The 13,795-nt window shown below is 47.2% G+C and carries 13 protein-coding genes; all 13 read right to left on the bottom strand.

All coding sequences use genetic code 11. The features are described from left to right. Positions 1-22: 22 nt before the first annotated feature. The 13 genes from T320_RS06115 to T320_RS06175 all read right to left on the bottom strand — a co-directional run bounded on the left by T320_RS06115 (position 23) and on the right by T320_RS06175 (position 13,770). Positions 23-1,072, bottom strand: a complete 1,050-nt coding sequence (locus T320_RS06115) for a glycosyltransferase family 9 protein (RefSeq protein ID WP_037354005.1) — start codon at positions 1,070-1,072, stop codon at positions 23-25. Beyond that, positions 1,069-1,974: a VirK/YbjX family protein gene (locus T320_RS06120; RefSeq protein ID WP_037354006.1), complete on the bottom strand. Its 906-nt coding sequence runs from the start codon at positions 1,972-1,974 to the stop codon at positions 1,069-1,071. Before T320_RS06120 ends, T320_RS06115 begins: the two co-directional genes overlap by 4 nt. 30 nt (positions 1,975-2,004) lie before the next feature. Continuing rightward, positions 2,005-3,135, bottom strand: coding sequence for a glycosyltransferase (locus tag T320_RS06125; protein ID WP_037354008.1), 1,131 nt, complete (start codon positions 3,133-3,135; stop codon positions 2,005-2,007). 2 nt (positions 3,136-3,137) lie between these two features. Continuing rightward, complete coding sequence (locus T320_RS06130) at positions 3,138-3,887, bottom strand: glycosyltransferase family 2 protein (RefSeq protein WP_037354010.1); 750 nt, start codon at positions 3,885-3,887, stop codon at positions 3,138-3,140. A 115-nt stretch (positions 3,888-4,002) separates the two neighbouring features. Then, on the bottom strand, positions 4,003-5,541 hold the full coding sequence (locus tag T320_RS06135; RefSeq protein ID WP_037354012.1) for an L-lactate permease: 1,539 nt from the start codon (positions 5,539-5,541) through the stop codon (positions 4,003-4,005). Positions 5,542-5,614: 73 nt separating this feature from the next. Then, the gene (locus tag T320_RS06140; RefSeq protein ID WP_369793433.1) at positions 5,615-7,585 is read right to left on the bottom strand and encodes an LTA synthase family protein; all 1,971 of its coding nucleotides are present in this window, start codon (positions 7,583-7,585) and stop codon (positions 5,615-5,617) included. A gap of 46 nt (positions 7,586-7,631) precedes the next feature. Next, complete coding sequence (locus tag T320_RS06145) at positions 7,632-8,144, bottom strand: D-glycero-alpha-D-manno-heptose-1,7-bisphosphate 7-phosphatase (protein ID WP_037354018.1); 513 nt, start codon at positions 8,142-8,144, stop codon at positions 7,632-7,634. Further along, on the bottom strand, positions 8,128-9,114 hold the full coding sequence (gene rfaD / locus T320_RS06150; RefSeq protein WP_026759733.1) for an ADP-glyceromanno-heptose 6-epimerase: 987 nt from the start codon (positions 9,112-9,114) through the stop codon (positions 8,128-8,130). The genes T320_RS06145 and rfaD overlap by 17 nt, the downstream gene beginning before the upstream one ends. 15 nt (positions 9,115-9,129) lie before the next feature. Beyond that, complete coding sequence (rfaE1, locus tag T320_RS06155; RefSeq protein ID WP_037354022.1) at positions 9,130-10,107, bottom strand: D-glycero-beta-D-manno-heptose-7-phosphate kinase; 978 nt, start codon at positions 10,105-10,107, stop codon at positions 9,130-9,132. A 3-nt stretch (positions 10,108-10,110) separates the two neighbouring features. Continuing rightward, the gene (locus T320_RS06160) at positions 10,111-11,289 is read right to left on the bottom strand and encodes a glycosyltransferase family 9 protein (RefSeq protein ID WP_037354024.1); all 1,179 of its coding nucleotides are present in this window, start codon (positions 11,287-11,289) and stop codon (positions 10,111-10,113) included. Position 11,290: 1 nt separating this feature from the next. Beyond that, positions 11,291-12,307 (bottom strand): glycosyltransferase family 9 protein, encoded by a 1,017-nt coding sequence (locus T320_RS06165; RefSeq protein WP_037354026.1) that lies wholly within the window; start codon positions 12,305-12,307, stop codon positions 11,291-11,293. 4 nt (positions 12,308-12,311) lie between these two features. Beyond that, positions 12,312-12,773: a D-glycero-beta-D-manno-heptose 1-phosphate adenylyltransferase gene (gene rfaE2 / locus T320_RS06170; RefSeq protein ID WP_051608622.1), complete on the bottom strand. Its 462-nt coding sequence runs from the start codon at positions 12,771-12,773 to the stop codon at positions 12,312-12,314. 10 nt (positions 12,774-12,783) lie between these two features. Then, positions 12,784-13,770 (bottom strand): bifunctional heptose 7-phosphate kinase/heptose 1-phosphate adenyltransferase, encoded by a 987-nt coding sequence (locus T320_RS06175; RefSeq protein WP_051608623.1) that lies wholly within the window; start codon positions 13,768-13,770, stop codon positions 12,784-12,786. Positions 13,771-13,795: the final 25 nt, after the last annotated feature.

The raw sequence follows: 13,795 nt of genomic DNA on the forward strand, positions 1-13,795 counted from the left end.
AATCGGAGTTTTTCAGTGAAATTTAATTCAACAAAGCATAACATTCTTTTAGTACCATATCCGGAGTAATACTCCACAAACATTTTGGTTTTGGGTTGCTCGGACATTCTTCAGCGCGCACACTGCAAGGGCAACATTGTTCCTGACTCGTAAGCACTTTGGCATTCTTGTTAATGGGATGCCATCGGTCAGGGCTGGTGCAGCCGTACATCGTAACCATCTTCACACCAGTAGTAGCGGCAATATGTGTCGCGCCAGTGTCCACAGTAATCAGCAAATCAGACTTGCGAATGATAGCCGCCAAATCCACTAAGTTCGTTTCCCCACAGAGATTCAGGACGGTCTGGTACATGGCTGCAATTACCTCATCAGCATATTCCCTGTCATTGGGTGCACCTACAACAAAGAACGCCGCATCATAGCGCTTGGCCAAAGCCTCCACCACTTCAACGAAATAAGCCTTGGGCCATGTCTTTAACGCGAAGGTTCCTTTCACACACAGAGCTATGCGTTTTTCTGCCTGTGGCAGACGGGCGAGAAGTTCTTCTGCTTTTTTCTCTGCCCTATCGGTAATGCGGGCAAACACTGGCTCAGCATGGTCTTTCACCCCCGTAAATTCGCGAATTATGGTCTGATAAGTTTCTGCCTGCAAGGTTGCATCCAAATCATGGGCGATATGCATCACATCTGTATAAAGCCAGGTGACCTTGCTGGACTTGTCAGCAAAGACCTTGTCCGGCCCCACGCGCGTGGGTATCCCTGCCAGCCAGCAAAGGAGCGCTGGCCGCAACTTCCGGTCAAAGGAAATAGACAAATCAAAATGACGGTTCTTGATATCCTTGACCAGCCCCAGCATCTTGCCTATAGAGTTGTCCTTGGCTTTATACTGAAAGACCATAACTTCGTCAATCAACGGATTATTCTCCACCGCCTCCCGCACTACAGGCTTAACCAGCATGGTAATCTTCGCTTGAGGATAAGCCTTCTTCAGCAAAGCTATGGCGCTGGTGGTCAACACCACATCGCCAAGATTCACCATTGCATTGACGAGGATATTTTTATACTGCTTCATCTCAAAATCTTCTCCATATTTGCTGCAATTTGGGCATCTACATCATCCTGAAAAGCAAAGCGCTTACGATACACAGCCCGTTTACGGGTAGGGACTTCTTCCATGATCTTACGCGGTTCTACCAAAGGAACTTCATAAAATCTAGGATCATCTGTCTTATGGCCGCCTGCTTCCTCCCAGAAATCACCGAAATTAGTCTTAAGCTTGCGGTCACGGCGAATATGATTCATGGCATAATACCCATCATTGGATACTGCATAAATATGCTGACATCCAAAACTGCGGGCCACGGCCATAGTCATATATAAAATAAGGTTTTTCGTACGATAGCGATGTGACCGTTTGGTAATATCTTTAACAATCTCTTTAGCATCGTCCATATTAGGCCCCTGCATAGCCCCAATCCACAGTGATAATTCGTTATTCTTATCCGAGTTCAACCAGAACATCATCTGATATAAATGTTGATTATTAAGCCGCATAACTACAGCCATTAGGCCTTCTTTACGCTGTCCCGGCTCCATAAACAGTTGCGCCTTCCAATCTATATCCTCATCCTCCGACATCCATATGGTGTATTCAACATATTTACGAGTCAATTTTTCAAACCATTCTGGACGCAATTTTTTCTCCAGCGTACTATAATGCGTCATAATAAGTTTCTTGCGTTCCTCTACTGTAGAGCCTGCAAAAAAGAATGCTCTAGTCATTTGCTCAACAGGAAAAGTATTTTCAGACAACAGTTTATGACGTGCTTCATTTGTCTCGAAATACGTTAACATTTCTTTAACTGCCGATCTATGTAAAAGTGAGCGCAGGACGAACACTACCAAACGATGCATTTCCCTCGGATTGCTAGTATCATATATACGTTTCCCTAGCTCTATAATCTTGCCTATCATTGCTCAACTCCTGCATATTATCTTTCGCTATTATTCATTGATTATCTTTTCCACGCGCTGGACAAACGCCTCTGGAGAATACTCCCGACCTGCTTCTATCAATTCCGCATGATACCGCGCCTGCATATCATCATAAGTATTTATGAAATTTTCCAGCACTTCATGCAGCGACTGCATATTGCCACTTGCAAAGCATTTTCCAATCTTATAAGATGCAAACACTTCTGGATTCATGTCATCGCTGGCAATCACAGGTTTTTGGTACCCAATCGCGGTAAATAACATCCCACCCCAGTGATAGCGATATCGCGGCGCAGAATACGGCATAAGGAGCACGTCTATCCCCACAATGGCCTGCTGCCATTCTTTGCCGATAAGACCCTTATGCAAGAATTCTATGTCTTCTGTCCCTTCGTACTTTTTGATAATGCGTTCAAAGTCCTCCGCATCCTCAGGATGCATGGTTGCCCCCTGCACCAGTAGTTTCACAGGCCGCGTATATTTCCCTTGCAAATACACCTGCAAAAAATCTTCCAATCGCTTCTCCCGACGGTACTGACCGAAGAAACCAATGGTCAGCACTTCATTCTGCGGTGGCTTCCTCTCTATATCCCGCGGGGTAAAGGTTGGAGGATAAATCGTGCGGATATTGCTGCGTTTCTCGCCAAAGATATCTTCGCTGAATGTCAATACCGTGGGGCGAATATTTTTACATTCAGCCAATTTATCTGCCTCACGCAAAAATTTAGGTGCCTCTCCTGGGTTAATACCATGCAGGATAAAGATAATGGGCACTGGGGACTTACGCAATCTGCTTTTTGCCAAGGCCCGCAAATAACGGTAAGTGGACGTGGGAACGATTAATGCATCCACCTCGCCCCGTCGTGCTACCTCATAAAGCTGACGATACCAGCTCATGCGATTCCATTCCCTCTTCACCGTACGCGCCAGCTTGCGCAAGCCAGTTACACCGCTATAGGAAACGACTTCTCCACGCAGTTCGTGTACCGGCACATGATAATCAAAACTGAACACAAATCCCTTGGGCACGTAGAAACAGACTTCATGTCCACGCTTTTGCATTTCTTCTACAATAATCCGGTCAAAATCCACTTCATGACCGCCGGGGGTCATGATGTTTTCAAAAATTCCAATACGCATGCTTACTCCTGCTTATATAAGTCATGTAATTTTACATACTTCATCAAAGTATAAAAATAATGAAGCTGGCACAATATAAAGCCTAATTTCCCATCTAAAAATCCGCCTTTAAGAAGATACATTTTCAAAAAGGCAAACATAGCATGACTGTGCATCTGCAGCCAACCGACTTTTTTCCCCCGCAGCTTCATTTCTTCGGCCATAAGCGTTGTATAACGATCAAGCTTCGAAATATACTGATGCCAATTCGTCAAACACAAATGTTTCATAGGTGTTTTTAAGCAAACAGTTGGCATATCCGTAACCGCATGCTCATGCACCACACTTTCCCAACGAACATTCTCCCGCTTAAACAGCCGCTGGCAATAATCAGGCCGGTAAACACCATGATACATGGTCTGCCCCATGACTACATTCACACGCTTAATTTCCGCAGCATACTGCGGGCATTCAGCAATATGCTTTTTTATTTCCAAAGCTAATTTATCATTAAGCCGTTCATCTGCATCGAGATATAATACCCATTCCGCATTCGTCTGTGTAAGTGCAAAATTTCTTTGCCCAGCAAAGCCTTCATCATCCATTGGATGACTGACAAACTTTGCACCATGTCGCTCTGCCAGTTCCTTCGTCCTGTCTGTGCTGCCGGAGTCAATGATTACGATTTCGTCAGCAAAAGCAGCACTCTCCATCGCCCCTTCTATATTTGCCTCTTCATTTTTCGTGAGGATTATAACCGCTAGTCTTGGCATGCTATCCTATTCTCCACTTACAGTCTTTCAAAAATACTAACATCTAATTATACTACATCCTGAAAAAAAAATCCGCACTTTCCGTGCGGATTGGTTATTTTATTTAGATATCGCGCTATAACAAACTACCACCAAAGTAGACCAGCATCCCCAGTATAACAATAAAGGGGAGATAAACCTTCATTGTCAGCGCCAACAAATGACTTTCACTGCCCCTGCCGGCAACACCAATAGCGGCAACGCCAATAGCTATGCTCTGCGGTGCAATGAGTTTTCCTGCGCACGCTCCCGTAGCATTGGCAGCGGCAATCCATATCTGAGTATTCAGCGGTGCGCCTATGGCGATAGCCGCATCCATCTGCAACTTGCCCAACAGAATACAAGTGGAAGTAGCTGAGCCTGTGATAAATCCTCCCACAGAACCGATAAAAGCTGCAATAGCCGGATACATCAATCCTGTGGCCGCTACGGTATGATCCGCAATGGTTGTGGTCATGCCACTGTACCCCATGACTTTAGCTGTGGCGATGATGCTGATTATAGTGATAAATGTAGGGCGCAGGCTGACCATAGTTTTCCGCAGGACACTTATCATATCGCCTAGCGGAGTTTTTTGAATAAAACCGCTCACAAATGTAGCGAAAAAAATCACCATGCCCGGAGTTGCCAACCAATGGAAGGTATAAGGCATACCACCTTCACCACGATAAATCAGAACCGACGTCCTCACCTGCGTGATAGACTCATAGATTGTAGGTACGAGCCTGCTGGTCAAGAGGAGCAGAATAAAAATCATTACATAGGGCAGCCAGGCCATAAATGCCTGTTTGCCAGATACTGTCGCAATTTCCTCCCGTGCCAATACATAAGCTGGATCACGAACGGGAAATAATTTTACCACACCAATAATTGCGCCCATGGTGCAAAGCGCTCCTGCAACGCCAGCAAGTTCCGGTCCCATAAAATACGATACGCCCAACTGTGCCAACACATAACTAAGACCAGCCGCCAGACAAACCGGCAACATCCCATGCAAGGCTTTAATACCGCCCCCAGCAATAGCAACCATCAGGAAGGGGCAGAACAGCCCCAATATGCTTAGCTGCAATGCCACGTAAGTTGCCAGCTGGGCAGAATCCGTCCCCATAATGCCGGACAATGTTACCAGCGGGATACCGATAGAACCATAAGCCGAGGGCACAAAGTTTGCGACCAGACATACCGCCACAGAACTGACGGGATTAATGCCCATCCCAGCCAACATACTAGCCGGAATAGCCACGGCCGTGCCAAAACCGGCCATCCCCTCCAAAAAGCCGCCAAAGCCAAAGGCAATCAGGAGAATCAGAACCCGATAGTCACTGCTGACAGAATTCAGCATCGCCTTGATAATCTCCATCCCGCCTGTGTGAACGGACAAATGGTATGTGTAAATCGTAGCCGTAATAATCAAGAGGATGGGCCAACAAGCCAGAGCTGTTCCTTCCAAAAACGCGCTGGCCATATGGTCACCAGGCATGCCAAAATAAATGATACTGGCCAAGAGCGAGAACAACAACGCCACCGGGCAGGCCTTCCAGGCCGCCATCTTCAGACCGGAAAGCGCGACAATCAGCCATAAAATCGGCAAAATCGCGAAAAATAACAGGGTCACAGGAATCCCCCCCTCTTTTAACTTTTGTTTAGAAAGTTATTTCGCCGGCCAAGAAAAAAATCCTGTTTCCCCATTAAATTTTCTCCAATAACAATTCTGGGTGGCGAACCAGCCAACCGGTTATTTCGCAATAGGCCTCCCGTTCCTCAACAAACTTTGCATCATCCTGGCTCACAGGCAACATCTTCTCTAAAACCCGTAATGCCTGCGACATGCCACTAGCATAAGCCCCCACTGACTCTTCTGTCATCCAGCAAGTCGGCGTCACCACATGCCCAATTGTTTCTGTAAGTGATGGAAACAATGAATAATACTCATGCCCCTTAGGCGCAATCAGTTCCATGATGGTAGGCATTATATTCATATGACCGCCGATAGTATTACCTACTAACATATCCGGCGTAAGCTCAGGATGATGAATAGCGAAAGTGGTCAGCATGGATTCCCTAAAGTTTGGTTCCCGGCGTGGCACCAAATCATATTGATATGGAATCAGCCCCGAAGTATGGTCACCTGTGACAATGAATAAACTATCCGGAAACTTTTCCCTCATAGTTTCTACAAACTTCATCAACGCTCTGTCCGCATACCAAGCTGCCGCTAAGCGGCGCATCATTTTGCAGTCTTTTTTTAATGCCTTTGGAATCCCCGGCATGATTTTATCTACATCAAAACCATACTTTTCAAATGGCATATTCCAAGGGCCATGATTAGACGTGGTGTATAGAAAGTGAAAGGTTGGTCCCTCATCGCTTTTGGCAATAATATCTGCCGCTTTTTCCAAAAATACATGGTCATACACCCCCAACCATGTTTGCGGAGCATCCTTGCCACAAAAGTCTGGCCCCGCATGACATACATCAAATCCGGTTTTCGGAACAAAATGCTGCATGCTGCCATGATTTAAGCCGCCACCATACCAAAATTCAGTCCGATAACCTAGCTTCTTCATCTGCAAGGGCATCGCTGAGGGGACAGTTTTATTCCAGAACAATTCCCGCTCATTCAGTTCCAAATTCGCATCATAGATTCCCGTAAGCAAGCTGACCAGCGAAGGCCGTGAAGTCATGCCTGCAGAAAGAAAGTTGTCTATGGATAATGTATGTGCCTCTTCCCTGAATCGCTTGCTGGCATCCATCAAATGCAAATCTGCATACAATGAATCCAATCCTGCTTGAGCATGACTCTCACCCAGCAGGAAGAAAATATGACTTGGCTTGGAAATCTTCGCACCTTGAGCTGCACGCTTAAAAAATGCCAGCGGGTTATCCGAAGATGTCACAGTACGGCCTAATAAAGGCTGCATAATTCTGCTTGATGTCTCATCGTCATGCGTTAGTGCTTCGCTAACGTTTGACTTGCAAGCCAACTCAAAAGACACCAAATCATCGATTACGGCTTTGCCAAAAAACACATCATTTTTTACCACATCAGGAACTTCGTCAAATTCCGGCTTGTTACGGTGATTTAATGTGCCGCCGTAGCGGATCCAATAAAATAGCACTCCGGCACCGATAACGACCAGTGCATTAAAACCATACTGCTGCCAGTCTTCGCCCCGAACCGGGCAGTCAATCAGTGGCCAACCTAACAGCCAGTTAATCAATTTGCTGCACAACCACAAATAGGGCACATAGCCCAATAAAATCGCCAAACCATGATTTTGATTGAAAAAAATATCCAGCAAGTTCTTTTTATCTGCCTTGCCGCCTAGTTTAATCGTTACGTTGTATATATCATGAAAATGATAATAAAAAATCATTTTCCCCATAAATGCCGCATAAATCACAGCCAAATAAATCAGCAGTCCCACCAGCCGGACAGTATCTCCCAGCGCATAATAATCCGGGAAAAAAGCACCTGGTAAAGAAACCAACACCAACCCATATAAAAAAACATAGGCATTAAAGTCCATCCCCCACCAAAAACCATAGCGAAAGCAATTCCACCATTTTCGCATATGATTTACAGGTGATTTATCCGGTGCATAAGTCAAGATAAATGCCAGACGAAACAGTGCACAAATCAACGGCGCCACCAACATCAACTTAAAATCCTGCTGTATTCCGGCAAAAAAAAGTGAAAACATATTATCTCACAAAACTCCTTATACAATCCAATAAGCTGCCCTGTCTATAATGAATCCCATTAACGCCTGCGCCCTTGGCACATTCCATATCCTTATCGCTGTCGCCAACAAACAAGGATTTTGACCGGTCAATCTTAAACGCTTCGCAAGCCATGTCCACCATGCCGGTATTCGGCTTGCGGCAGCTGCAGACTTTCGTGTAGGCAGGAATTTTCCCGTCAGGATGATGCGGGCAGTAAAAGAGCGCATCTAAATGCGCTCCAATTTTTGCCAATTCATTGTTCATCCAGTCATAAACTGCTTTTACATCTTCTTCAGGGTAGTAACCTCTGGCCACACCGCTTTGGTTGGTGACGAGGATGGCTAGATAACCCCTGTCATTGACATATTTGATGGCCTCTTTAGCACCCTCTATCCAGATGAAGTCCTCGGGACGGTGAAGATAGGCAATGTCTACGTTCAAGGTGCCGTCGCGGTCGAAGAATACGGCTTTGTTTTTATTCGTTGTAGTCAAAATAGCCACCTTGCTCTAGGAAATCGACGTATTCTTTAACCGCGTCTTTCATTTCATGGAAGCCTTCATTATAACCAGCGGCGAGAAGATTTGTGGTATCGGCTTCGGTGAAGTTCTGGTATTTACCCTTGAGTACCTCGGGGAATTCACGGTAGGCAATTTCGCCCTTGCCCAATGCTTCGATAACAGCCTCGGCCACTTCATTGTAATTATGGGCATGGCCTGTACCGCAGTTGTAGATTCCGCTTTTGCCTTTGTTTTCCCAGAACCAGAGATTTACATTGACTACATCCTTGACGTATACAAAGTCACGACGCTGCTCACCATCTTTGACCGGCTGGCCGTTAATCTCGCCCCAGCCTTTGAACAGGCGGGCCTTGCCCGTTTCATTAACCTGATTGTAGAGCTGATAGAAGATGGATGCCATCTTACCCTTGTGGTGTTCCTGCGGGCCATAGACATTGAAGTACTTGAGGCCGACAATCTGGCTATGTGCTTCAGGCATTACCTGACGCACATAGCGGTCAAACGCCAGCTTGGAAAACGCATAAGGATTCAGCGCATCCTCGCACTCGTCCCCTTCGCGGAAGCCATTCTTGCCACTGCCATAGGTGGAAGCAGAGGAAGCATAGAGGAAGGGAATACGATGCTGGAGGCAGAAGTGCAGCAGGGACTTGGAATATTCGTAATTCACCCGCATCATATAGTTGACATCATATTCCATGGTGTCAGAGCAGGCCCCTTCGTGGAACACCGCATCGATATCCGTACCATCAAAGTCATCATTTTCGATGCTCTGTAGGAAATCATCCTTGTGCTGATAATCGATAAATTTGAGTCCGCGCAGATTCTTGTAATTCTGCCCGTCCTTCAAATCATCTACCACGAGAATATCCGTATGACCACGGCGATTTAGTTCCTTAACCAGGTTGCTGCCGATAAAGCCAGCACCACCAGTTACAATAATCATGAATATATCCTCCCTTTATTTCAAAACCTCTAACAGTTCTTCTTTACTTACAGCGTAAGTGCCCAGTTTCGCTACGACTACACTGGCGGCCATATTGGCCATATAGGCACTAACTTCCGGTGCCAAACCACCGGCCAGTCCTAAGGCAAACACACCGATAACCGTATCCCCGGCACCAGAAACATCAAAGACTTCCTGTGCTTTTGTGGGGATATGATACGCACTATCCTGCGTCACCAACGACATACCAAACTCCGAGCGGGTAGCCAGCACCTGCTTGATACCGAACTTGCCCATCACATAGCGGGCCGCTTTCTCAATATCCTCATCCTGATTCTTGATTTTTTCCGGCAGTACGGCACTGATTTCCTTAAAGTTCGGCGTAACGTAATCTGCGCCACGGTACTTGCCCCAAGCGGTCCCCTTCGGGTCTACCAGCACGGGAACACCATGGGCATTTGCAGCCTTGATAATCTGCTGACAGGTTTCCTCGGTGCAGGCTCCTTTGCCGTAATCAGAGATAATCACTGCATCTACACTTTCATTCAAGCGGGCTGCAACGAAATTATGGAGTCTGTCCGCATAAGGCCCAGTCATATCTTCGGCCTCTTCAAAATCCAGCCGAATCATCTGCTGATGGCCGCCGATTACCCGAAGCTTGGTGGTCGTAGGCCTGTCAGTGGTGATAAGCCCCTTAAAGTCAATCCCCCGTGCGGTAAGTTTATCCATAAGGCTCTGACAATGATAGTCCTCGCCCACATAACCGGCAATGCCAATCTTACAGCCTAAACGGGCAAGATTATGCGCCACATTGGTCGCACCGCCCAAAGTTTCCTTTTGGCTGGTCACATGGGTTACCGGCACCGGTGCTTCCGGGGAAATACGGGTAACTTCACCGTAGTAATACTTATCGAGCATTACATCCCCGACCACCAGCACATGGCATTTTGCTGCGGGGCCGGCAATAAAATCATGCATTATCTGCTTATCCATCTGTTAAAATTCTCCTTTGGACAGTTCGATAACACGACACTGATAGTCGCCCTTATGAAGCGGCAATTTATAGGCAGGCTGACCTTGGAATTTTTCCAGCAGTGCCTCTGCATAATACAGCGCCGCCGCCACGGGAATATTCTTCATGCAGGCCATATTCTCTTCACCTTTTCGAGGGCATTTATGAATGCCGCAGGGATGGCAAGATTCCGGTGACTTCAACAGCACCGAACGGCCATCATAGGGATAGAAGCCCGGCACAGGCGAAGCACCAAACATGGTAATCACCGGCAGATTCATGGCCACGCCAATATGCATGGGGCCAGAATCCGTGGTCAGGAACAGACTGCATTTGCGCAGAAGCCCCGCCAGTACAGCCAGACTCACCTTGCCTGTAAAGATATGCAATGCTTCACTTTCCTTATGCTGCATCTGGCTGATGCATTTATTGACAATATCCAAGTCCATAGGCCCGCCAAAGAAAGCAATCTTATAGCCCTGTTCAATAAACTTATCCGCACATTGGGCAAAAGAACTATCCGGCCAGCGCTTGGTTTCCCAGCTTGCTCCGATATTTAAGGCAATAACCTTATCCTCAGCCTTAAAATGCTCCTGCCAAAGCACATCCGCCTTCTGCTGATTTTCCGGGCTTAACGCCATTTCCAAGCCACCATCATCGGGCTCAATACCCAAAGTCTGCCGCAAAACATTCAAGTGGGCATGTACCTGATGTTCCCAGCCCGGCACATAACGATGCGGCGGCAAGATTCCCCCCGGCCCCCAGCCAATATGGTGAGCAATGGACGGATTCTGCATTGTCTGGTCAAAAAAAAGGGAAAACAACGGTTTGCTGTACCCCACAATGCGCTTGGCACCGCTGAAGGCTGCCACCGCCGAAGCTCGTTCATTGCGATGAAGATTGATAACCAAATCAAAGTTCTCCGCCCGCACTTTGCGAATGAATTTCCATAACTTAACAAGCCCCTTATCTTCACCTTTTTTGTCCATAAACAGGCATGCATCCAAATGCGGATTGCATTCCACCAACTCCCGCCAGCGGGTATCGACCAGCAAGGTCAGCCGTGCCTGCGGATAAGCCTTGCGCAAAGCTCCCAATACCGGCGTGGTCAGCATTAAATCGCCAATCTGCATGAGATTTATGACCAGTATATTTTGATACACGCTAACAAATCTCCTCAATCTTCTTGATTACCTGCTCAACTGTGATATTTTGTAAGCAGTCCATATTTTTCGGACAGGCCCGTTTCCAGCAATAACGGCAGGAATGGCTGACTTCGATCGCATTAGCCAGCTGTCCATAAGGGCCATTGCGGTTGGCATCAGTCGGCCCCATAACCATAATGGTTTTCGTGCCCATGCCGGCAGACAGATGTACCGGGCCTGTGTCGCCCCCCACAGTCAGCTGGGCATTTTGCAGGATATACGTAAGCTGCTTAAAATTCGTTCGCCCCACCAGATTTAATGGCGGCACCTCACTATAGGAACAAATTTCTGCCGCCCTCTGCTGATCAACCACACCACCGCCGACGAGAACCGGAATCAGCTTCCGGTCATAGAGCTGGTCTGCCAGTTTGGCAAAATTCTCTGTTGGCCAGCGCTTATTGGGCCAGTTAGCACCAATAGCCAGCACCACATAAGGATTGGCCATATTTGCTCCCGCTTGGGCAAAAATCTGTTGAGAAAGGTCAGCTTCTCTTTCCGGCACATTCAAAGTAAATCGTACCTCATTTATCGGACAGCCCAAAGCTCTAGCCACATCCAGATAACGCTCCACAATATGACCATGCGCATGCGGGCCGATAACCGGTCTGGAGATTTTATCACTGAGTTCCCGCATATTGCACATGCCCAGTTTCACCGGAGCTTTCCCCAGCCAGGCAATGGCTGCCGACTTAAAGAGCCCCTGCAAATCCAACACCGCATCATAGCGACGCTGACGGATTTTGCGCTTCAGCGGCCCATACTCATGCAAAAAGCCCCCTAAGGACTTAAATTTCTTCTTCTCAAAGAGAATAATTTCATCAATATAGGGGCTCATATTTACTAAATCATACGCAGGCGGCTCCACTACCCAGGTGATATGGCAGTCAGGATACGCCTCTTTCAACGCGTAGGCCACAGGCAGAGCATGGATTACATCGCCGATGGCACTTAATTTTACAATAAGAAAATTTTTCATAGGCTCAACTCTTAATCTTGTTGATGATATTCGTGGTGGAACGGCCCTCTACCATATCGATAAAAGCCACTTTACCACCGTAACTCTGGACAATTTTGGCTTCTGGCAGCGTATCCAAAGTGTAATCGCCGCCTTTAACATAGATATCAGGCTTTACTTCGGCAATAACCGCTTCAGCGGTCTGCTCGCCAAAAAGCACCACATAATCCACGGATTTCAACGCGCCAACAACTTTGGCACGATCTAATTCACTGTTAATGGGACGTTCCGGGCCTTTCAAACGGCGCACAGATGCATCGGTGTTAAGGCCTAACACCAGCACATCCCCTTGCGCTTTGGCAGCTTCCAAATAAGTTACATGGCCTGCATGGAGAATATCAAAACAGCCATTGGTAAAGACCACTTTCTGTCCGCCCTTGCGCAGGATTTCACAAAATTTCGCGATATCTTGACGTTCTACTAACATATTTACTCCTTTAACGCAGCGCCCGGCGCAGTTCTTCACTGGAAACCGTAGCCGTTCCGAGCTTGCGCACGGCAATGCCACTGGCAATATTGCTGAGTTCTGCTGCCCTTGCCGGTTCCACACCTGCGGCCAGTGCCAGAATCACCGTGGAAACGCAGGTATCGCCGGCACCAGACACATCAAAGACTTCACTCTTGTCCGATACAGGAATATCATGGATGGCTCCATCCTTTTCCAACAGTACCATGCCTTTTTCGCCGCGGGTAACGAGAACACCGTCGGCATTCAATTCCTCTAAAAGTTCCTGACCTGCTGTGAATATGCTTTCATCATCGTTAAGATCCCGCCCTACAGCGGCAGCCAGTTCCGCATCATTTTGCTTCACATAACCAATATCCTTAAAACGGTGAATATCATAACGGCTATCCACCATGCTGGGAATATTATGCGCACGGCAATAGGAAATAATCTGCTGCTGCAGCTTTTCCGTAATGGTACCGGAACCATAGTCACTGAGCACCACCCCATCAATCTTCGGCAACAGCCCCTTAATATACTGCATAATCTGGCTCTCGTGAGCCTTCTGCATGGGCTTGTCACTTTCCTTGTCAATGCGGACAATCTGCTGGCTGACAGTCGCCCGGCCGCCAGCGATAATGCGTGTCTTGGAAATGGTGGGCCGCTTTTCGTCACAGAACAATCCTTCCGTATGGGCACCATTATTCTCCAAAGCTTCCTTAAGCCCCTTGGCGGCATTGTCCAGCCCCAGAAGGCCAACCGCAAAGACATTGCCCCCCAACGTAGCCACATTGTTGACCACGTTAGCAGCACCGCCGGCTACTACCTTTTCGCCAGCCTGTTGCAACACCAAAACCGGTGCTTCCCGGGAAATGCGGGAAATGCGGCCATCCAGATAGATATCCGCCACCATATCACCAATAACCAATATTCGTTTTCCTTGAAAATCATCCACTACGGATTCAAGTTCCTGCTTCATAATCTTCCTTCTTTTATATGCAACA

This window comes from Selenomonas sp. FC4001 (genome assembly GCF_000701565.1).
In the GTDB taxonomy this organism is placed as follows: domain Bacteria; phylum Bacillota; class Negativicutes; order Selenomonadales; family Selenomonadaceae; genus Selenomonas_A; species Selenomonas_A ruminantium_B.